The 20230-nt window shown below is 71.3% G+C and carries 22 protein-coding genes; 11 read left to right on the plus strand and 11 right to left on the minus strand.

Going from position 1 to position 20230, the window contains the following annotated elements; translation table 11 throughout:
- Positions 1–29 precede the first annotated feature (29 nt).
- The 4 genes from PZ894_RS03280 to PZ894_RS03295 all read left to right on the plus strand — a co-directional run bounded on the left by PZ894_RS03280 (position 30) and on the right by PZ894_RS03295 (position 3645).
- On the plus strand, positions 30–992 hold the full coding sequence (locus PZ894_RS03280; protein WP_275742439.1) for an OB-fold nucleic acid binding domain-containing protein: 963 nt from the start codon (positions 30–32) through the stop codon (positions 990–992).
- Between the two features lie 21 nt (positions 993–1013).
- Positions 1014–2081 carry a thiolase domain-containing protein gene (locus tag PZ894_RS03285; protein ID WP_275742442.1) on the plus strand — a complete coding sequence of 356 codons (1068 nt, stop codon included), beginning with the start codon at positions 1014–1016 and terminating at the stop codon, positions 2079–2081.
- Complete coding sequence (locus PZ894_RS03290; RefSeq protein WP_275742444.1) at positions 2081–3244, plus strand: thiolase domain-containing protein; 1164 nt, start codon at positions 2081–2083, stop codon at positions 3242–3244. Before PZ894_RS03285 ends, PZ894_RS03290 begins: the two co-directional genes overlap by 1 nt.
- A gap of 80 nt (positions 3245–3324) precedes the next feature.
- Complete coding sequence (locus tag PZ894_RS03295) at positions 3325–3645, plus strand: helix-turn-helix transcriptional regulator (protein ID WP_275742445.1); 321 nt, start codon at positions 3325–3327, stop codon at positions 3643–3645.
- A 3-nt stretch (positions 3646–3648) separates the two neighbouring features.
- Here the strand turns inward: PZ894_RS03295 and PZ894_RS03300 are convergent, their stop codons facing one another.
- Together PZ894_RS03300 and PZ894_RS03305 are read right to left on the minus strand one after the other, a co-directional pair.
- On the minus strand, positions 3649–4251 hold the full coding sequence (locus tag PZ894_RS03300; protein ID WP_275742447.1) for an ATP-dependent Clp protease proteolytic subunit: 603 nt from the start codon (positions 4249–4251) through the stop codon (positions 3649–3651).
- Positions 4252–4318: 67 nt separating this feature from the next.
- A complete protein-coding gene (locus PZ894_RS03305) occupies positions 4319–4933 on the minus strand; it encodes an ATP-dependent Clp protease proteolytic subunit (protein WP_275742449.1) in 615 nt (204 codons plus the stop codon).
- Between the two features lie 102 nt (positions 4934–5035).
- On the opposite strand from PZ894_RS03305, the gene map reads away from it, so the two are divergent.
- On the plus strand, positions 5036–5803 hold the full coding sequence (gene map, locus PZ894_RS03310) for a type I methionyl aminopeptidase (RefSeq protein ID WP_275742451.1): 768 nt from the start codon (positions 5036–5038) through the stop codon (positions 5801–5803).
- Here the strand turns inward: map and PZ894_RS03315 are convergent.
- Positions 5787–7031, minus strand: coding sequence for a cytochrome P450 (locus PZ894_RS03315; protein ID WP_275742453.1), 1245 nt, complete (start codon positions 7029–7031; stop codon positions 5787–5789). The two genes, map and PZ894_RS03315, sit on opposite strands and share 17 nt — an antisense overlap.
- Before the next feature lie 110 nt (positions 7032–7141).
- Between PZ894_RS03315 and PZ894_RS03320 the strand changes: the two genes are divergently transcribed.
- Complete coding sequence (locus PZ894_RS03320; protein WP_275742455.1) at positions 7142–8305, plus strand: steroid 3-ketoacyl-CoA thiolase; 1164 nt, start codon at positions 7142–7144, stop codon at positions 8303–8305.
- Between the two features lie 169 nt (positions 8306–8474).
- Here PZ894_RS03320 and PZ894_RS03325 read toward each other — a convergent pair whose 3' ends face one another.
- The 3 genes from PZ894_RS03325 to PZ894_RS03335 all read right to left on the minus strand — a co-directional run bounded on the left by PZ894_RS03325 (position 8475) and on the right by PZ894_RS03335 (position 11277).
- Positions 8475–9416: a type IV toxin-antitoxin system AbiEi family antitoxin domain-containing protein gene (locus PZ894_RS03325; RefSeq protein WP_275742457.1), complete on the minus strand. Its 942-nt coding sequence runs from the start codon at positions 9414–9416 to the stop codon at positions 8475–8477.
- A gap of 220 nt (positions 9417–9636) precedes the next feature.
- Positions 9637–10518 (minus strand): SDR family oxidoreductase, encoded by an 882-nt coding sequence (locus PZ894_RS03330; RefSeq protein ID WP_275742459.1) that lies wholly within the window; start codon positions 10516–10518, stop codon positions 9637–9639.
- Positions 10519–11277 (minus strand): SDR family oxidoreductase, encoded by a 759-nt coding sequence (locus PZ894_RS03335; RefSeq protein ID WP_275742461.1) that lies wholly within the window; start codon positions 11275–11277, stop codon positions 10519–10521.
- A 38-nt stretch (positions 11278–11315) separates the two neighbouring features.
- Here PZ894_RS03335 and PZ894_RS03340 point away from each other — a divergent pair, with 38 nt between their 5' ends.
- From PZ894_RS03340 to PZ894_RS03355, 4 genes are read left to right on the plus strand one after another with little or no spacing between them, the layout of a single operon-like run.
- On the plus strand, positions 11316–12071 hold the full coding sequence (locus PZ894_RS03340; RefSeq protein ID WP_275742463.1) for an enoyl-CoA hydratase family protein: 756 nt from the start codon (positions 11316–11318) through the stop codon (positions 12069–12071).
- Positions 12068–12964, plus strand: coding sequence for a CoA-transferase (locus PZ894_RS03345; protein ID WP_275742465.1), 897 nt, complete (start codon positions 12068–12070; stop codon positions 12962–12964). Before PZ894_RS03340 ends, PZ894_RS03345 begins: the two co-directional genes overlap by 4 nt.
- A complete protein-coding gene (locus PZ894_RS03350; protein ID WP_275742467.1) occupies positions 12961–13710 on the plus strand; it encodes a CoA-transferase in 750 nt (249 codons plus the stop codon). Before PZ894_RS03345 ends, PZ894_RS03350 begins: the two co-directional genes overlap by 4 nt.
- On the plus strand, positions 13707–14780 hold the full coding sequence (locus tag PZ894_RS03355) for a nitronate monooxygenase (RefSeq protein WP_275742469.1): 1074 nt from the start codon (positions 13707–13709) through the stop codon (positions 14778–14780). The genes PZ894_RS03350 and PZ894_RS03355 overlap by 4 nt, the downstream gene beginning before the upstream one ends.
- On the opposite strand, the gene PZ894_RS03360 is transcribed toward PZ894_RS03355, so the two are convergent.
- On the minus strand, positions 14777–15763 hold the full coding sequence (locus PZ894_RS03360) for a GNAT family N-acetyltransferase (RefSeq protein ID WP_275742471.1): 987 nt from the start codon (positions 15761–15763) through the stop codon (positions 14777–14779). The two genes, PZ894_RS03355 and PZ894_RS03360, sit on opposite strands and share 4 nt — an antisense overlap.
- Before the next feature lie 110 nt (positions 15764–15873).
- On the opposite strand from PZ894_RS03360, the gene PZ894_RS03365 reads away from it, so the two are divergent.
- Positions 15874–16248, plus strand: a complete 375-nt coding sequence (locus tag PZ894_RS03365; RefSeq protein ID WP_275742473.1) for a hypothetical protein — start codon at positions 15874–15876, stop codon at positions 16246–16248.
- 172 nt (positions 16249–16420) lie between these two features.
- Here the strand turns inward: PZ894_RS03365 and PZ894_RS03370 are convergent, their stop codons facing one another.
- The 4 genes from PZ894_RS03370 to PZ894_RS03385 all read right to left on the minus strand — a co-directional run bounded on the left by PZ894_RS03370 (position 16421) and on the right by PZ894_RS03385 (position 20203).
- Positions 16421–17584, minus strand: a complete 1164-nt coding sequence (locus tag PZ894_RS03370; RefSeq protein WP_275742475.1) for an acetyl-CoA C-acetyltransferase — start codon at positions 17582–17584, stop codon at positions 16421–16423.
- 72 nt (positions 17585–17656) lie between these two features.
- Positions 17657–18247: a TetR/AcrR family transcriptional regulator gene (locus tag PZ894_RS03375; RefSeq protein ID WP_275742477.1), complete on the minus strand. Its 591-nt coding sequence runs from the start codon at positions 18245–18247 to the stop codon at positions 17657–17659.
- Positions 18240–19022, minus strand: a complete 783-nt coding sequence (locus PZ894_RS03380; RefSeq protein WP_275742479.1) for an SDR family oxidoreductase — start codon at positions 19020–19022, stop codon at positions 18240–18242. Before PZ894_RS03380 ends, PZ894_RS03375 begins: the two co-directional genes overlap by 8 nt.
- The gene (locus tag PZ894_RS03385; protein WP_275742480.1) at positions 19019–20203 is read right to left on the minus strand and encodes an acyl-CoA dehydrogenase family protein; all 1185 of its coding nucleotides are present in this window, start codon (positions 20201–20203) and stop codon (positions 19019–19021) included. The genes PZ894_RS03380 and PZ894_RS03385 overlap by 4 nt, the downstream gene beginning before the upstream one ends.
- Positions 20204–20230: the final 27 nt, after the last annotated feature.

Below are 20230 nucleotides of genomic sequence, written 5' to 3' on the forward strand. Positions count from 1 at the left end.
AAGTGTAGAACGTGTTCTACTTTCGGACCATGACACGTTCACTGTCAGCCCCGGTCACCGTCGCGTTCGACTACACCCGCTCGACCGGGCCGGTGCTCGGTCGGTTCCTCACCGGGCTCCGTGACGGCCGGGTGATCGGCGGTCGCACCTCGGAGGGCAAGGTCGTCGTCCCGCCCCCGGAGTTCGACCCCGTGACGCACGACCCCGTAGCGGAGTTCGTCGAGGTCGCGCCGACGGGGACGGTCGCCTCGTGGACCTGGGTGCCGGAGCCGGTGAAGGACCAGCCGTTCGACCGGCCGTTCGCGTTCGTCCTCGTCACCCTGGACGGCGCCGACGTCCCGATGCTGCACGCGCTCGACGTGTCGTCCGTCGGCGAGGTGTCGACCGGCATGCGCGTGCAGGTGCGCTGGGCCGAGGAGCGGGTCGGGTCGATCACCGACATCGCGTGCTTCGAGCCCGCGACCGACGGTGGTTTCGAGACAGGCGCCAGCGCGCCTTCCTCGACCATCGATCCGGTGACCGGGGTCATCGTGCCCGTGTCGCTGGACTACCTGTACGCCGCGAGCCCCGAGGAGAGCGCGTTCTACCGCGGGCTCAACGAGGGCCGCATCGTCGGCCAGCGTTGTCCCACGTGCCAGAAGGTCTACGTGCCGCCGCGGAGCGCCTGTCCGACCGACGGCACGCCGACGGCGGAGGAGGTCGAGGTCTCGCAGACCGGCACCATCACGACCTTCTGCATCGTGAACGTGCCGTTCCTCGGCCAGAAGATCACGCCGCCGTACGTCTCGGCGTACGTGCTGCTCGACGGCGCGGACATCGCCGTCCTGCACCTGATCCTGGGCGTCCCGGCCGCGGAGGTGCGGATGGGAATGCGGGTCAAGGCGGTCTGGAAGCCGCGTGAGGAGTGGACGTACTCGCTGGAGAACATCGACCACTTCGAGCCGACCGGCGATCCGGACGCCGACTACGACGCCTACAAGCACCACCTCTGACCCGGAACCGAGAGGCGAGAGATGAGAGACGTTGCAGTCGTCGGGTTCGCCCAGCGACAGATGCCCGAGTTCGACGGCTCACCGACCTGTGTCGAGCTGCTCGTGCCACTGCTCGCCGAGTGCTACGAGCAGACCGGATGGACCCGCCGGGACGTCGGGTTCTGGTGCTCGGGGTCGAGCGACTACCTGGCGGGGCGGTCGTTCTCGTTCGTCCAGGCCGTGGACGCGATCGGCGTCATCCCGCCGGTCAACGAGTCCCACGTGGAGATGGACCTCGCGTGGGCGATGTACGAGGCCTGGCTGAAGATCCAGACCGGCGAGGTCGACACCGCGCTCGTCTACGCCTTCGGCAAGTCCTCCGCCGGCGTGCTGCGACGGTCGCTGAGCCTCCAGCTGGAGCCGTACACGATGACGCCGCTGTGGCCCGACACCGTGTCGCTCGCGGCGCTGCAGGCGCGCGTCGGGATCGACGCGGGCGTGTGGGACGAGGCCGCCATGGCCGAGGTCGCCAACCGCTCGCTGACCGACGCGGAGAAGAACGAGCACTCCATCCGCAAGGGCGGCTCGTCGGTCGAGGAGCTGCTGGCCCGGCCGATGTACGCCGACCCGCTGCGCAAGCACGACTGCTCCCCCGTCACCGACGGGGCCGCGGCCCTCGTGCTCGCGGCCGGCGACCGGGCGCGCGACGTGCGCGAGAGGCCGGCCTGGATCAGCGGGCTGTCCCACTTCATCGATCCGATGAGCATGGGCACCCGCGACCTCACCCGCTCGCCGTCGACCGCGAGGGCTGCCGCCGACGTGGACCTCTCCGGCGTCGAGGTCGCCGAGCTGCACGCACCGTTCAGCCACCAGGAGCTGATCCTGCGCCGCGAGCTCGGGCTGGCCGACGACGTGCGCGTCAACCCGTCGGGCGGGGCGCTCACCAGCAACCCGATGTTCTCCGGTGGCGGCATCCGGATCGGCGAGGCCGCCGCCCGGATCTGGTCCGGCGAGATCGAGAGGGCCGTGGGTCACGCGACCTCCGGACCTGCCCTGCAACAGAACCTGCTCTGCGTGCTGGGCTCTACTACCGAAGGGGCGAGGAACTGATGGCCAAGCAACCGGCCGCCGTGGTCGGCGTGGGTCAGACCCACCACCGGGCCAAGCGCGAGGACGTCTCGATGGCCGGCCTGTGCCGCGAGGCGATGGATCGCGCGCTCGCCGACGCGCACATGTCGCTCGACGACATCGACGCCATCGTGGTCGGCAAGGCGCCCGACCTCTTCGAGGGCGTGATGATGCCCGAGCTGTTCCTCGCCGAGTCGCTCGGCGCGGCCGGCAAGCCCCTCCTGCGGGTGCACACCGCCGGCTCCGTGGGCGGCTCGACCGCCATCGTCGCGTCGTCGCTCGTGCAGGCCGGCGTGCACAAGCGGGTGCTGACGGTCTCCTTCGAGAAGCAGTCGGAGTCCAACGCGATGTGGGCGCTGTCGGTGCCGCTGCCGTTCAACATGCCGGTGCACGCCGGTGCGGGCGGCTACTTCGCTCCGCACGTGCGCTCCTACATCCGCCGCTCCGAGGCGCCGACCCACGTCGGCGCGATCGTGGCCGCGAAGGACCGGCAGAACGCGCTGAAGAACCCCTACGCGCACCTGAAGAACCCCGACACCACCGTCGAGTCCGTGCTGGCCTCGCAGATGCTGTGGGACCCGATCCGGTACGACGAGACCTGCCCGTCCTCCGATGGCGCGTGCGCGCTGGTGATCGTCGACGAGGACGTCGCCGCCGCCTCGCCGAACCCGGCCTGGATCCACGGCACCGTCATGCGCTCCGAGGCGACGACTGCCGCCGAGCGCGACCAGGTCAACCCGCAGGCATCCCGCGACGCCGCGGCCGCGCTGTGGAAGCAGGCCGGGATCACCAGCCCGGTCGACGAGATCGACGCGGCCGAGATCTACGTCCCCTTCTCCTGGTTCGAGCCGATGTGGCTGGAGTCGCTCGGCTTCGCCGAGGTGGGCGCCGGCTGGCGGCTCACCGAGTCCGGCGCCACGGCGATGGACGGCCGGATCCCGGTCAACTGCTCGGGCGGCGTGCTGTCGTCGAACCCGATCGGCGCCTCCGGCATGCTCCGCTTCGGCGAGGCCGCGCTCCAGGTGCGCGGCGCGGCTGGCGACCACCAGGTCGACGGCGCCCGCCGCGCCCTGGGTCACGCGTACGGCGGTGGCTCGCAGTTCTTCGCGATGTGGGTGGTCGGGTCGGAGAAGCCCACCAACTGAGCCCCGGCGGCCGTCGACGCGGCGTTCGCTCGCCGCGAACGCGGGCCGGCGACGGCGGGGCGGGGTCGTATCGTCGGCACATGGGTGACGTCCTCGCATTCCCGCCCCGCCCCGAGCCGGCCCGCACGCCCGAGCCCGAGCCGCTGTGGCGCGAGGCCGTCGGCCACGAGCTGCGCGAGGAGCGGCGTACGTCGGGCCGCACCCTCGCCGACGTGGCGGGGACGGCCGGGGTGTCGACGCAGTACCTCTCCGAGGTCGAGCGCGGGCTGAAGGAGCCGAGCTCCGAGGTCCTCGGCGCGGTCACGGGAGCGCTCGGCCTGCGGCTGGTCGACCTGACCACGCGCGTCAGCCGCCGGCTCTCCTCCGGCACGGTGACCGGCCCGGTCTGCCTCGCGGCCTGACCCTCAGGCGGCGGGGCGCTTGCGGCTGTCCAGGATCTCGTCGACGATCCCGTAGGCCACGGCGTCCTCGGCCGCCAGCACCAGGTCGCGGTCGGTGTCGTCGCGCACCTGCTCGACGCTCCGCCCCGTGTGGTGCGACAGGATCCGCTCCATCTCGGCCCGCACCCGGGCCATCTCCTTGGCCTGGACCGCGAGATCCGGCAGCGTGCCCTGGCCGCCGCCCGAGGGCTGGTGCAGCACGACCCGCGCGTGGGGCAGCACCGTCCGCCGGCCCGGGGCGCCCGCCGCGAGCAGCACCGCGGCCGACGACGCCGCCTGGCCGACGCACGTCGTGCCGACCTCGGACCGGATGAACTGCATCGCGTCGTAGATCGCCAGCATCGCGGTCACCGACCCGCCCGGTGAGTTGAGGTAGAGGTCGATCGGCGAGTCCGGGCTCTCCGACTCCAGGTGGATCAGCTGGGCGATGACGACGTTGGCGACGCCGTCGTCGATCTCGGTGCCCAGGTAGACGATGCGGTCGGTCAGCAGGCGGCTGTAGATGTCGACGGCGCGCTCACCGCGATGGGTCGTCTCGACGACGCTCGGGATCGTGTACTGGCTCATCGGGGTCCCCGATCGATTGTTGGCCGGAGGAGCGAAGCGGAGGAGGACGAGAATCGAGTGGGGTGTTTCATCGGCCGACTCCGAACGCCGCGGCGGTGCGGGCCGGCGTCACCGCGCCGACGTCGGTCAGCACCTGGTCGACGAAGCCGTACTCGCGCGCCTGCTCGGCGGTGAACCACCGGTCGCGCAGGGAGTCCCGCTCGATCACCTCCAGCGGCTGGCCGGTGTGCTCGGCGATCAGCCCGATCATCACGTTCTTGGTGTGCTCGAGGTTCTCGGCCTGGATCTCGATGTCCACGGCGGTGCCGCCGAGGCCCGCCGAGCCCTGGTGGAGCAGGACCCGCGAGTGCGGCAGGGCGTACCGCTTGCCGGGCGTGCCCGCCGAGAGCAGGAACTGCCCCATGCTGGCCGCCAGGCCCATCGCGAGCGTGCTGACGTCGTTCGGGATCAGCCGCATGGTGTCGTAGATCGCGAGCCCGGCACTGACGGATCCGCCGGGTGAGTTGATGTAGAGGCTGATGTCGCGGTGCGGGTCCTCGGCCGAGAGCAGGAGCAGCTCGGCGCAGAGCCGGTTGGCGATGGCGTCGTCGACCTCCTGGCCGAGCACCAGGATGCGTTGGTGCATGAGCCGGGCGGTCAGCTGGTCGTCGAGGGTGCCGGTGGGAGTGGCTGGTGCGTTCATGCGTCCAGCGTTCGCCGCCGGGTGTCGGCGATCCAGCGTTTCCGCCCGAGGCGGATCCGCCCTGAGCAGAGGGACGAGCGCCGGCGCGGATAGGGTCGCCCCATGATCGAGCTCCGCACCCCAGCCCAGATCGAGCAGATGCGCCCGGCGGGCGGCTTCGTGGCCGAGGTGATCACGGCGCTCGCCGAGCGGGCCGACGTGGGCGTCAACCTGCTCGAGCTCGACGAGCTCGCCCACAAGATGATCCGCGACCGCGGCGCGGAGTCCTGCTACATCGACTACCACCCGTCGTTCGGCGCCTCGCCGTTCGGCAAGGTGCTCTGCACCTCGGTCAACGACGCCGTGCTGCACGGGCTCCCCCACGACTACGTCCTCCGCGACGGCGACCTCCTCTCCGTCGACTTCGCCGCGAACGTCGGCGGCTGGGTCGCCGACTCCGCCCTCAGCGTGGTCGTCGGCACCCCGCGCCCCGAGGACCTCGAGCTCATCGCGGTCACCGGTCGCGCGCTCGAGGCCGGCATCGGCCAGGCGCAGCCCGGCAACCGGCTCGGCGACATCTCCGCCGCCATCGGCGACGTGGCGCGGTCGGCCGGGCTCGGCGTCAACCTGCAGTTCGGCGGGCACGGCGTCGGCCGCACGATGCACGGGGAGCCGCACGTCCCCAACGACGGCCGCGCGGGGCGCGGGCTCAAGCTGCGTGCGGGCCTCGTGATCGCGATCGAGCCGTGGTTCCTGCACACCACCGACGAGATCTACACCGACGAGGACGGATGGACGCTGCGCAGCCAGGACGGCTCACGCGGCGCCCACATGGAGCACACCGTCGCCATCACCGCAGACGGCCCGCTCGTGCTCACCGCGCGTAGCTGACCTGCAGGTCCTTGATCCCGTTGACCCACGAGTGGCGCAGGCGGCTGGGCGGAGCCACCCGGCTGATGTCGGGTGCGTGGTCGGCGAGGGCGTCGAAGATCACCCGGATCTCCTGGCGGGCCAGGTTGGCGCCGAGGCAGTAGTGCGCGCCGTGGCCGCCGAACCCGAGCTGTGGGTTCGGGTCGCGCAGGATGTCGAACGTGAAGGGGTCCTCGAAGACGTCCTCGTCGAAGTTCGCGCTCGCGTAGAACAGCGCCGCGCGCTGGCCCTTCGTGAACTGCACGCCGCCGACCTCGACGTCGTCGAGCGCGGTGCGCTGGAAGACGCTGACCGGGGTCGCCCACCGGACCACCTCGTCGACCATCGTCGCCGGGCGGTCGCGCTTCCAGATCTCCCACTGCTCGGGGTTGTCGAAGAACGCGTTCATGCCGTGGGTGATCGCGTTGCGCGTGGTCTCGTTGCCGGCGACCGTGAGCAGGATGACGAAGTAGCCGAACTCGTCGTCGGTGAGGCCGCGCTCGCCCTTGTGGGCGTTGATGAGCTTGGTGATGAGGTCGTCGCGGGGGTTCGCCTGCCGTTCGGCGGCGAGCATCATCGAGTAGCCGAGGATCTCCGCGGCCGCGACGTCGTTGTTGCCCGCGTAGTCGGGGTCCTCCCCCGCGAGCATCTGGTTGGACCAGTCGAAGAGCTTGTGCCGGTCCTCCTGGGGCACGCCGATGAGGTCGGCGATCGCCTGCAGCGGCAGCTCGGCGGCGACGTCCTCGACGAAGTTGCCGGTGCCGCGGCCCTTGGCGTCGTTCACGATCTGGGCGGCGCGCTTGACCATCGTCTCCTCGAGCTCGGCGATGGAGCGCGGGGTGAAGCCGCGGGAGACGATCTGGCGGGTCGCCGTGTGCTCGGGCGGGTCCTGGTTGATCAGGATGACGCGCTGGAGCTCGATCTGCTCGCGGGCCATCTCGGTCGGGAACCGGATGATCGCGCCGTTCTCGTAGGTCGACCAGTTCCTGCTGTCCTTGGAGATCGCCGCGACGTGCTCGTGGCGGGTCACGGCGTAGTAGCCGGTGCCCGACTCCTCGGTGAAGCCGCTGCGCCACGTCGCGTCCTGCTCGACCCAGACGATGGGGTGGTGCTGGCGCGCGGCACGGAACTCGTCGTGCGGGATCGCCTGGTGGTTCACGTCGGGGTCGGTGAAGTCGAAGCCCGTCGGCAGGACGTCGGTTGCGGTCACAGTGAGCTCCCTTGAGTGCTGGCTGGAACACGTTCTAGTGGCAAGAGACTACATACCGAAGGTACGCAGGGGAAGTTGTCCGGGTCGAGAACGTGTTCTAGTTTTCTCCCATGGGCACTCCCGTGATCATCGACGCCGTCCGCACCCCGCTCGGCAGGAGGAGGGGCTGGCTGGCCGGCGTGCACCCCGCCGTGCTCGTCGGGCACGCGATGCGCGAGGTGCTCGCGCGCGGGGGCGTCGACTCCGACCTCGTCGACCAGGTCGTGGCCGGCTGCGTCACCCAGGCCGGCGAGCAGTCCAACGGCATGGTGCGCCGCGCCTGGCTGCACGCCGGGCTCGCGCAGCACACCGGCGGCACCATGGTCGACGCGCAGTGCGGATCGGGGCAGCAGGCCGCCCACCTGGTCAACGACATGATCACCGCCGGCACCATCGAGATCGGGATCGCCGCCGGCGTCGAGGCCATGACGCGCATCCCGCTCGGGGCCAACGTGCCCGACGGGACCGGCGACCCGCGGCCCGCCGACTGGTCCATCGACATGCCCAACCAGTTCGAGGCCGCCGACCGGATCGCGCGCCACCGCGGCTTCGGGCGCGCCGACCTCGAGGCCTTCGGCCTGGCGTCGCAGCAGAAGGCACGGGTCGCCGTCGACGAGGGCCGGTTCAAGCGCGAGATCTCCCCCGTCGCCGCCCCCGTGCTCGACGCCGACGGCGCCGACACCGGCGAGACCCGGCTGGTCGACACCGACCAGGGCCTGCGCGACACCACGCTCGAGGGCCTGGCCGCCCTCCGCCCGGTGCTGCCCGACGGCCTGCACACCGCCGGCACCTCCTCGCAGATCAGCGACGGCGCCTCCGCCGTACTGATCATGGACTCCGACCGCGCCGCCGCCCTCGGCCTGAAGCCGCGCGCGCGGATCGTGTCGCACTGCCTGGTCGGCTCCGACCCCTACTACCACCTGGACGGACCGATCCAGGCGACCCGGAAGATCCTCGACCGCACCGGCATGTCCCTCGCCGACTTCGACCTCTTCGAGGTCAACGAGGCCTTCGCCTCCGTCGTCCTCTCCTGGGCCGGCCAGCACCACGTCGACCTGGACCGCGTGAACGTGAACGGCGGCGCGATCGCCCTCGGCCACCCCGTCGGCTCCACCGGCACCCGCCTGATCACCACGGCCCTGCACGAGCTCGAGCGGCGCGACGCCTCCACCGCACTCATCTCGATGTGCGCCGGCGGTGCCATGGCCACCGGCACGGTGCTCGAGCGGATCTGAGGCGGTGCGGCGGGTGGGAGTGTGGGGCCCGCCCTCCTGCAGTTTCATCAAGGGATGAAGGCGAAGCCTCGCTTCCCGCCATGAACTCGCCGCGGGATGCGCGGCTTCATCAAGGGATGAAGGTGAAGCGACGCGAGTCGGTTGCCGCGGGGCGGCGCGGTCGCCGTTCTCACGCGAGCCGACGGAGTCGCGACCGGACCCGCTCACCGGTGGCCTGCGGCGCGTCGTAGTCGCGCCACACCAATCGCACCATCGACATTCCGGTGGCCTCGCGCAGCTGGTCCTCGCGAACCTTCTCGCGAAACACCGCGTCGGCGGCTGTCTCCCCCGGCTTCAGCAGACGTCCGTACTTCACCTTGCCGTCGAACTCACCGAGCAGCCCGTGGTCGGGCCACGCCCAGTCCGAGGTGCCGAGGAGCGCTCCGGAGGCCGAACGCACGTCGTACTGGAGGACCGGCGCGGGGAGTCCACAGCAACGGAACAGCCATCGCCCACGAGACTCGCCGACCGACGCGGCCCGCGCATCGGCCATGCGGACGGGAACGTGGAGATGCTGCGTGTAAGGCCAGTGCTCCATCAGCTCGAACCGCCTGAACAACCCGTCGTGGTCGACGTGTCCCGCGCGGAGGACTCCGTCGAAGATGACGAGCGCGACCTCGTTCGTCGTGCGTGACGCCGTCTCGATCGCACAGCGTTCCGGCAGCAGCACCGAGAGACCGCCGCTCTCGACCACGTCGCCCTCGATGCACCTGCCTTCGTGGTGGACCACGTCACCCTCGACCCGGCCGGCGCCACCGTCGAGGCGCGTCACGTGGATCCGGCTGAGATCGCAGCCCCAGATGTCAGCGCCGTGCACGACCAGTCCGGAGACATGGCTGAGCGCGACCGCGTCACCGAGTGAGTGAGCCACGGCCCGGGCCGTGGCGGCGTGCCTGCCGACCGGGTCGAGGCCGGTCCACTCATCCAGGAAGGTGTAGTAGCCACGTCGGATCCGGTGCCAGGTGCGGGACCTCATCGCTCGCGCGACGTCGCGGTCCCCGTAGCCGACCGCGCGAGCCTCGGCGCGCGTGAAGAAGCCCTGGGCGGTGACGAGCAGACGGAGCGGATCCATGCCGGCACCCTGCCGCTCGGCGCCCTCGTCGCGGCGACTGCGGGCCGCTGGTTGTGGAGTACGCCGTCGCCACGTCTCCTGTGGACGGATTCTGGCCCGGGCGGAGGTTCGCCTTCATCCCTTGATGCAGCCGCGGCTCCCTCGGCGAGTTCGTCACGGGAGGCGTGGCTTCGCCTTCATCCCTTGATGAAACCGCAGCACGGCGACCACCCACCCACCGCTAGGCGCCGTAGACGGGCTCCGGGTCGGGACCCTGAGCGATGAGGTCGCGCAGGGCGGGGCCGACCTCGGCGGCCTCCCACCTGCGGCCCAGGTCGTGCGCGGGTCCGTGGCGCCAGCCGAGCTCGACGGTCATCGTGCTGCCGTCGATCTCGATCACCCGGCCGGTGACGTCGCCGGCGTCCTCGGACGCGAGCCAGGCGACGATCGGCGAGTTGTCCTCGGGCAGCGCCATGGCGGAGGTGTCGAAGGCGCCCTCGGTCATCCGGGTCCGGGCGACCGGCGCGATGGCGTTGACGGTCACGCCGTAGCGGCCCATCTCCTGGGCGGCGACCAGCGTCATGGCGGCGATGCCCGCCTTGGCGGCCGAGTACGTCGTCTGGCCGACCGACCCCTGGAGGCCGGCGCCGGACGACGTGTTGATCACGCGGGCGGCCCGCTGGCGTCCGTCCTTGGCCTCGGCGCGCCAGTAGGCGCCGGCGTGGCGCAGCGGGGCGAAGTGCCCCTTGAGGTGCACCCGGACGACGGCGTCCCACTCCTCCTCCGCGGTGTTGACGAGCATCCGGTCGCGCACGAATCCGGCGTTGTTGACCAGGATGTCGAGCCCGCCGAACGTGTCGATCGCCTGCCGCACCATCGCCTCGGCCTCCGCGAAGTCCGCGACGTCGGCGGTGTTCACCACCGCGCGGCCACCCGCCGCCGAGATCTCGGCGACCACCGACTCGGCGGGGGTCTCCCCCGTGCCCTCGCCGGCGATGGAGACGCCGTAGTCGTTGACGACCACCGCGGCACCGTGTCGGGCCAGCTCGAGCGCGTGCGCCCGGCCGATGCCGCGGCCGGCGCCGGTGACGATCGCGACGCGACCCTCGAGGATGTTGCTCATTCAGAGTCCCTTCTGCACCAGGAGGAAGGCGGGCGGCTCTCCCCCGCCGTGACAGCCGACGGTCGCACCCGAGACGTACGACGCGAGGTCGCTCGCGAGGAACGTCGCCACGTGCCCGACCTCGTCGGGCCGGGCCATCCGGCCGAGCGGGATGGTCCGCTCGATCGCGGCGACCGACGCGTCGTCGCCGTAGTGGTCGTCGGTGTGCTCGGTCCGGCACAGGCCGACGGCGATCGAGTTCACGCGCACCTTCGGCGCCCACTCCATCGCCAGCGACGCGGTCAGCGAGTCGAGGCCCGCCTTCGCCGCGGCGTACGCCGCGATCGTCGGCGCCGGTCGGCTCGCCGAGATCGACGAGATGTTGACGATCGAGCCCCCCGAGTCCTGCTCCTGCATCACGGCGTTGGCCGCCTGCGCACAGGCCAGCGGACCCAGGAGGTTCAGGCCCACGATCTTCTCGTGGAAGCGCGGCGACGCGGTCGCCGCGTCGGACACCGGCGCGCCCCCGGCGTTGTTCACGAGCACGTCGAGCCGGCCCAGCTCGGAGACCGTCCAGCTCACCAGCGCCTGCACTGCCTCCGGGTCGCGGACGTCGCAGACCCGGTGCGCCGTGCCCGGCACCGGCTCGACGTCGGATCGCGAGCAGGTCACGACGGACGCCCCCGCGGAGAGCAGCGCGTGCGTGATCCCGAGGCCGATCCCGCGGGCGCCGCCGGTGACGAGCGCGACGCGCCCGGTGAGGTCCAGAGCCAGTGACATGCGGACCACCGTACCAAGCAAATGCTAGGTTGGCCGACATGGCCATCACTTCCGAGCTCCGCGCCGACGGGATCCGGGTGGTGACGATGGACCACCCTCCGGTCAACGCGCTGACCGTCCAGGGCTGGTACGACGTCGCCGGAGCGCTCGACGACGCCGCGACCGACCTCGACACCAAGGTCGTCGTGCTCCGCGCCGAGGGCCGCGGCTTCAACGCGGGCGTCGACATCAAGGAGATGCAGCACACGTCCGGGTTCGACGCCCTCGTCGGCGCCAACAGGGGCTGCTACGCGGCGTTCAAGGCGGTCTACGAGTGCGCGGTGCCGGTGATCGCGGCCGTCAACGGCTTCTGCCTCGGCGGCGGCGTGGGCCTGGTGGGCAACGCCGACTGCGTGGTCGCGAGCGACGACGCCTACCTCGGCGTGCCCGAGGTCAACCAGGGCGCCCTCGGTGCGGCCACCCACATGGCGCGGCTCGTGCCCCAGCACATGATGCGCACGCTCTACTTCACCGCCCGCACCATCAAGGCGTCGGAGCTGGTGCAGTTCGGCAGCGTGCTGGAGGTGGTCCCGCGCGACCGGCTCGACGACGCCGCCCTGAAGGTCGCCGGCGAGATCGCCGCCAAGGACACGCGGGTCATCCGCGCCGCCAAGGAGGCGCTCAACGGCATCGACCCGGTCGACGTCAACAAGAGCTACCGGTTCGAGCAGGGGTTCACCTTCGAGCTCAACCTCGCCGGTGTCAGCGACGAGCTGCGCGACGAGTTCGCGGGAACGGACAAGAGCAAGCGATGAGCAAGGGACCACGCGACAAGCGGATGTCGATCGACGAGGTCGTCGGCGAGCTGAAGGACGGGATGACCATCGGCATCGGCGGCTGGGGCGCGCGCCGCAAGCCGATGGCGCTGGTCCGGGCGATCCTCCGCAGCGACCTGAGGGACCTGACGATCGTCAGCTGGGGCGGCGCCGACGTCGGCCTCCTGGCCCGCGCCGGCAAGATCCGCAAGCTCGTCTTCGCCTTCGTCTCCCTCGACTCGGTGCCGCTGGAGCCGAACTTCCAGAGGGCCCGCCAGGACGGCACCATCCCCGAGCTCGTCGAGCTCGACGAGGGCATGTTCCAGGCCGGCCTGCAGGCCGCCGCGCAGCGGCTGCCCTTCCTTCCCATGCGAGCCGGGCTCGGCTCCGACGTGCTGGTCAACCAGCCGTGGATCAAGACGGTGACCAGCCCGTACGCCCCCTCTGATGGGCAGAGTGGGGAAGAGCTCGTCGCCGTGCCCGCGTTGAACCTCGACGCCGCCCTGGTGCACATGAACCGCGCCGACCAGCACGGCAACGCGACGTACCTCGGTCCGGACCCCTACTTCGACGATCTCTTCTGCATGGCCGCCGATCGCGCCTACGTCTCCTGCGAGCAGGTCGTCGACACCGCGGGCCTCACGGTCGACGCGCCGGTGCAGCGGCTGCTGCTCAGCCGGATGATGGTCAGCGGCGTCGTCGAGACCCCGCACGGCGCGCACTTCACTACCTGCACGCCCGACTACGAGCGGGACGAGAGGTTCCAGCGGGCGTACGCCGCAGCGGCGTCCGGCAGCGACGAGGACTGGGCGGCGTTCGAGGAGCGCTTCCTGGGCGGCGACGAGGCCGCCTACCAGGCCGCGGTCGAGGCGTTCGGGGAGGAGCAGGCATGACCCGCGCAGACGTGTGCGCCGCGGCGATCGCGGACGCGTTCAAGGACGACGGCGAGATCTTCGCCAGCCCGATGGGGCTGCTGCCGATGCTGGGCGTGCGCCTCGCGAAGCTGACGAGCAACCCAGACCTCGTGATCTCCGACGGAGAGTCGCTCTTCCTCGCCGGCGTGCCGCCGCTCAACGCGAAGGGCGACGTGGTCGAGGGCTGGATCCCCTTCCGGCGGGTCTTCGACGTGGTGGCCTACGGCAAGCGCCACGTGATGATGGGCGCGACCCAGGTCGACCGGCACGGCAACCAGAACATCTCCGCCATCGGCGACTGGAAGCAGCCCAAGCGGCAGCTCCTCGGGAGTCGCGGCGCGCCGGGCAACACGGTCAACAACCGGACGTCGTACTGGGTGCCCAAGCACTCCCCCCGCGTCTTCGTCGAGCGGGTCGACATCGTCTCCGGCGTCGGTCCCAGGCTCGCCAAGCAGGCGGGCCCGGCGGCCGCCCGCCACAACGACATCCACCGGATCGTCAGCAATCTCGCGGTCTTCGACGTCACGGGCGCCGGCGACACGCTGCGCCTGCTCAGCGTGCACCCAGGTGTCACGGTCGACGAGGTGCGCGAGGCGACCGGCTTCGAGCTCGACGTGCCGAGCGACCTCCCCACCACCCGCGAGCCGACGACGGAGGAGCAGGTCCTCATCAAGGAGATGCTCGACCCGAGAGGCCTGCGCTTCAAGGAGGTGCCGGACGCATGATCGACCAGCTCCTGAAGACGCCGTTCACGGAGCTGACCGGTGTCCGCCACCCGGTCGTGCAGACCGGGATGGGCTGGGTCTCCGGCCCCCGCCTGGTCAGCGGCACCGCCAACGCCGGCGGTCTCGGCATCCTGGCCAGTGCCACGATGACCTTCGACGAGCTCGAGAAGGCCATCGTCGAGGTGAGGAGCCGCACCGACCACCCCTTCGGCGTCAACCTGCGCGCCGACGCCGCCGACGCCCCCGACCGCTGCCGGCTGCTCATCGAGCACGGCGTCAAGGTGGCGTCGTTCGCGCTCGCCCCCAAGCCGGAGCTGATCGCGAAGCTCAAGGAGCACGACATCGTCGTGATGCCGTCGATCGGCGCGGCCAAGCACGCCGTCAAGGTCGCCTCCTGGGGCGCCGACGCCGTCATGGTGCAGGGCGGTGAGGGCGGCGGCCACACCGGGCCGGTGCCGACGACCTTGCTGCTCCCGACCGTGCTCGACGCCGTCGACATCCCCGTCGTCGCGGCCGGCGGCTTCTTCGACGGACGCGGCCTCGCGGCCGCGCTGTCGTACGGCGCGGCCGGGGTCGGCATGGGCACGCGCTTCCTGCTGACCCAGGACTCCGCCGTGCCCGACGCGGTCAAGCGCCTCTACCTCGACCGCGGACTGACCGACACCGTCGTGACCGCGAAGGTCGACGGCATGCCGCACCGGATGCTGCGCACCGACCTGGTCGCGGAGCTCGAGGACTCGGGCGCGTGGAAGCGGATGGGCCCGACGCTGCGCCGGACCATGGAGTTCAAGCGCACCACCGGGATGTCGTGGCTCGGGCTCGCCAGGGACGGGCGTGCCATGAAGAAGGCCCAGGGACGCACGCTCGCGCAGATGGCGCTCGCCGCCAACACCCCGATGATGCTCAAGGCCGGCCTCGTCGACGGCGACACCTCCGCCGGCGTGCTCGCGAGCGGCCAGGTCGTCGGCGTCATCGACGACCTGCCCACCTGCGAGGAGCTGGTCGACCGCATCGTCATCCAGGCGGCCGAGGAGCTGCGCCGGACCTCGTCGTACGTCCTCCGGCGCTAGACCGACCGCTGGAAGTCCAGCACCCGCTCCATCACGCGGTAGCCGAGCAGCTCGTTGACCCCGATCATGTGGCCGTTGGACTCGGCGTTCCAGGTGTCGATCTCGCGCACCTGCGGCTCCGCCTCGGCCAGCCAGCGCAGCACCTCGAGCTTGAGCAGCAGCCCGAGGCGGTGGCCGCGGTGGGCGCCCACGACCGACGTGTCGTGCTGCTCGGCGAGCTCGGGCCGCTCCCCGTCCACCGCCACGACGCTCTGCCCCGCGAGCTCGCCGGTGTGCCGGTGCCGGGCGACCACCCGGCGCAATCGGTGCCCGCGCTCGGCCCAAGCCCTCTCGTAGGCCGCGATCCGATCCGGCGTGAACACCTCGTCCTCGACGTCGAGGTCGTCGTTGGGCGCGTCGTTGATCGCCGCCGTCAGGCCCGCCAGCGCGCCGAGGTCGTCGGTGGCCGTCCGGGACAGCCAGCGCACGAGCTCGTAGTCGGCCGCGTGCGGCAGCGCGTCGGCGTGGAGCTCGTCGAGCGCCGCTCGGTCGAGGTCCGCGACGTACTGACGGCGGTGCACCTCGACCGCCCGCTGCTCGAATCCCAGCCGGTCGGCGAGCGCCACCGGCGCCGCGGCGTCCCACGACGCGGCGCCGACCGTCGTACGCCCGTCCGCGCGCGCCCGCTCGATCAGGCAGGCGAGGAGCGCGCTCCCGTGGCCGCGCCGACGCTGCGTCGGCACGACCTCGACCTCGAGCCACGCGAGGTGCAGGTTGTCGTACGTCGACGTCTCGTAGCGTGCCGCACCCACGTCGACGCCGCCGACAGTGGCGAGGTACGCCGTCGCCGGCTCGCCGTCCCAGCCCCACCTGAGCTCTCCGGCGCACGCGTGCTCGGTCGTCGGATGCACCCAGGGGGCGTCGACCGCGCGGGCGGCGTTCGTGACCGCGACGAGGCGTCGGACGCCGTCGGTGTCCGACGGCGCGACCTGCAGGATCTCCACCGCACGAGGATGACCCGGCGACCGGCGCGTCCGCACCCGAGTTTCGGGCTGCGCATCACCTGACCCGGCTCCTGACCCCGATCACGCGGGTACCAGACCACCCGGGGACAATGGACGTCGTGGACGACCAGCAGGCGCGCCCCCGCAAGCGCCCCCGCCACCTGATGGACCCGGACAACCTCCGCCGGGAGACGATCAGGGACAGCGGATCCGGCCCGATGCACCTCGAGCCCGTGCAGAAGTGGGTGCTCTCCGTGCTCGCCGCGACGACGATCGCGCACCTGGCGGTCGGCCTCGTGATCGCCGCCATGTACGTCGACGAGTCCCGCACGGACGCGCAGGTGGGCCTCAACCTGGTCGCGGCGGCGTTCGGCGTCCTGGCCGTGGTGGTCTTCCGCGCCATCCACCAGAAGTCGATGCTCTCCGCGTGGCTGCTGCTCGGCGTCATCCCCGGCATCGTGGGGCTTTTCCTGACCCTGTCCTAGTGTCGTGCGTCGGATGTTGTTGAACGGTTGGCGTGCTCAGGGTGCGTGCGCTGCAAGGCGCCGGAGCGACGCCATACCCGCCCGTCTCGCGAGCTTCGGCAACGCAGCAGAGCGCGTGCCATGTGTGCGCGAAGCGCACAAGAACTTCCGACGCGCGGCACTAGACGCAGGGCTACAGCCGTTCGATGACCGTGACGTTGGCCTGGCCGCCGCCCTCGCACATCGTCTGGAGCCCGTAGCGGCCGCCGGTGCGCTCGAGCTCGGCGAGCATCGTGGTCATCAGGCGGGCGCCGGTGGCGCCGATCGGGTGGCCGAGGGCGATGCCGCCCCCGTTGACGTTGACCTTGTCGTGCGGGGCGCCGGTCTCCTTCATCCACGCGAGCACAACCGACGCGAAGGCCTCGTTGCACTCGAAGACGTCGATGTCGTCGATCGAGAGCCCGGTCCGGGCGAGCGCGTGCTTCGTCGCACCGATCGGGCCGGTGAGCATCCAGACCGGGTCGTCGCCGCGCACCGACAGGTGGTGGATCCGGGCCCGCGGCTCCAGGCCGTGGTCGCGGACCGCCCGCTGCGACGCGACGAGGATCGCCGCCGAGGCGTCGCAGATCTGCGAGGCCACCGCGGCCGTGATGCGGCCTCCCGGCGCGAGCGGCTCGAGCCCGGCCATCTTCTCCATCGACGTCTCGCGCGGGCACTGGTCGGTGTCGAAGACGGTGCCGTCGGGCAGCGTCACGGCCTCGACCTCGTCCTTGAACCGTCCCGCCGAGATCGCGCTGCGCGCGCGCTCGTGGGAGGCGAGCGCGAACTCCTCCATCTCCTGCCGCGAGATGTCCCACTTCTCCGCGATCATCTCGGCGGAGCGGAACTGGCTGACCTCCTGGTCGCCGTATCGCGCCTGCCAGCCGGGGGACTCGGCGAACGGTGTGGTGAAGCCGTACTGCTGGCCGACGAGCATCGCGGCGGAGATCGGGATCGCGCTCATGTTCTGCACTCCCCCGGCGACCACGAGGTCCTGGGTGCCCGACATCACGCCCTGGGCGGCGAAGTGCACCGCCTGCTGCGACGACCCGCACTGCCGGTCGATGGTCACGCCCGGCACGTGGTCGGGCAGCCCCGCGACCAGCCACGCCGTACGCGCGACGTCGCCCGCCTGGGAGCCGATCGTGTCGCAGCAGCCGAGGATCACGTCGTCGACGGCGGCCGGGTCGACGCCGGTACGGCGTACCAGAGCGGCGAGCGTGTGCGCGCCGAGGTCGGCGGAGTGCACGCCGGCGAGCGCGCCTCCGCGCTTGCCCACGGGGGTGCGCACCGCGTCGATGATGTAGGCCACGCTCATGCGCGTACTCGCTTCGCTCCGTGCGCGCATGAGGCACACGTCAGGCTGTATCGAATGATTCGTTCGCTGCGCTCACTCATGAGCAATCCCATCCAGGAGAATCGTCAGGTACTGGTCGGCGATGGCCTCGTGGGAGAGGCCGCCGCCCGGTCGGTACCAGCGCACCGCGACCCAGACGGTGTCGCGGATGAACCGGTAGGTCAGCGTGACGTCGAGGTCGGCGCGCAGCGCGCCACTCTCGACGCCCTCGGTCAACAGCGTCATCCACACGTTGCGGGACTGGGCGTTGCGCTCGGCGAGGTAGCCGAAGCGCGGGAAGCCGCCCAGGTAGTCGGCCTCGTTCTGGAAGATCGCGACCTCGTGCGGGTTCTGGTCGATGGCCGCGAAGGACAGGCGCACGGCGCGCTCGATCTTCGTGCGCGCGTCGTCGTCGCTGGCGAGCACGTCGTCGTACGCCGCGAACAGCTCGGCCTGGAACGTCTGGAGGATGTCGTCGACCATCGACTCCTTGGAGTCGAAGTGGTGGTAGAGGCTCCCCGACAGGATGCCGGCCGCGTCCGCGATGTCGCGGACCGTGGTGTTCTTGAAGCCCTTGTCGGCGAAGAGCCGCGCGGCGATGCCGAGGAGCTCGTCGCGGCGGGTGGCCGTCGTCTGCTCAGGCATGCTGACTGCTCACGGACACGACCTCACCGGTGAGGTACGACGAGTAGTCGCTCGCCAGGAAGACCATCACGTTCGCGACCTCCCACGGCTCCGCCGCCCGCTTGAACGCCTCCCGGCCGGTCAGCTCGTCGAGCAGCTCGTCGGAGGTCACCTTGGCGAGGAACGGGTGCATCGCGAGGCTGGGCGAGACCGCGTTGACTCGGATGTCGTGCGGCGCCAGGTCCATCGCCGCGCAGCGGGTCAGCGCCATCACACCGGCCTTCGCGGCGGCGTAGTGGGCCTGGCCCTCCTGCGCTCGCCAGCCGACCACCGACGCGTTGTTGACGATCACACCGGGCTTGCCGGCGGCGACCATCCGCTGTCCGGCGGCCCGGATGCACCGGAACGTGCCGGTGAGCGTGATGTCGAGGACCTTCGCCCACTGCTCGTCGGTCATCTCCAGGATGCTCGCGGTGCCACCGAGGCCGGCGTTGTTGACCATCACGTCGACGCCGCCGAACTCGTCGGCCACGTCCAGGAACGCCGCCACCTGAGCCTCGTCGGTGACGTCGCAGACCAGCTGACGGACCCGGTCGGCGCCGAACTCCTCGCCCAGCGCCGCCTCGGCCTCCGCGAGCCGGCGCTCGTGGGTGTCGCTGAACACCACCGCCCGCGCGCCCTCCTCGAGGGACCGCCGTACGACGGACGCGCCGATGCCCGCGCCTGCGCCGGCCGTCACGGCGACCACCTTGCCGGCCAGCAGGTCGTGTCCGGTCACGTACTGGGGAGCGGTCATCCGCGTGCCTCCCGGGGTAGGCCGAGCACGCGCTCGGCGAGGATGTTGCGCTGCACCTCGTCGCTGCCGCCGTAGATGGTGTCGGCGCGCGCGAAGAGGAAGAGTCGTTGCCAGCGACCGAGGTCGTAGGCGGCCTCGGAGCCGTCGGCGGAGGCCGTGGTGAGGCCGTCGGCGCCGAGGACGTCCATCGCGACCTCGCCCAGGCGCCGGTGCCAGTTGGCCCAGACGAGCTTGAAGACGGACGGCCCCGCCGCGTCGTCGGTGGAGAGGCCGCGCATCGCCTGGGCGCGCATCACGTCGAGCTCGACCTTGAGTCCGGCCAGCCGGTCGCGCAGGACGGGGTCGTCGATGGCGCCGTTCGACCTCGCGAGGTCGACGACCCCGTCGAGCTCGCGGGCGAACCCGACGACCTGGGCCAGCACCGACACGCCGCGCTCGAAGCCGAGCAGCGCCATCGCGACCTTCCAGCCCGCGCCCGGGTCGCCGACGACGAGGTCGGCCGACGTACGCGCCCCCGTGAAGAAGACCTCGTTGAACTCCGAGCCGCCGGTCAGCTGCTCGATCGGCCGGACCTCGACGCCGTCCTGGTCGAGCGGCACGAGCAGGAAGGAGAGCCCGTGATGGCGCTCGGAGCCCGGCTCGGTGCGACACACGACGAACGCCCACTGGCTGAAGTGCGCGTTCGAGGTCCACACCTTCTGCCCGTCGACGACCCAGTCGTCGCCGTCGAGGCGCGCCCTGGTCTGCACGTTGGCGAGGTCGGAGCCCGCGTCGGGCTCGGAGTAGCCCTGCGCCCAGAGCTCCTCGACCGCGACGATCTTCGGCAGGAACCGCTCCTTCTGCGCGTCGGTGCCGAACGCCATCAGCGTCGGGCCGAGCAGCTCCTCGCCGAGGTGGTTGACGCGGACCGGCGCATCGGCCTTCGCGTACTCCTCGTGAAAGATCACCTGCTGCGTCAGGCTGAGCCCGCGGCCGCCGTGCTCCTCCGGCCAGCCGACGCAGGTCCAGCCGTGCTCGGCGAGCAGCCGGTTCCACGCGACGCGCTCGTCGTGCGCCTCGTGGTCGCGTCCGGCGCCGCCGAGACCGCGCAGCGCGGCCCACTCGCCGGTGAGGTGCTCCTCGAGCCAGGCCCGCACCTCGGCACGGAACGCCTGGTCCTCGTCGGAGTAGGTCAGGTCCACGGGTGGTAGCCTACCAAGCACTTGCTT

The sequence above is a fragment of the Nocardioides sp. YIM 152315 genome, assembly GCF_029210375.1.
In the GTDB taxonomy this organism is placed as follows: Bacteria; Actinomycetota; Actinomycetes; order Propionibacteriales; family Nocardioidaceae; genus Nocardioides.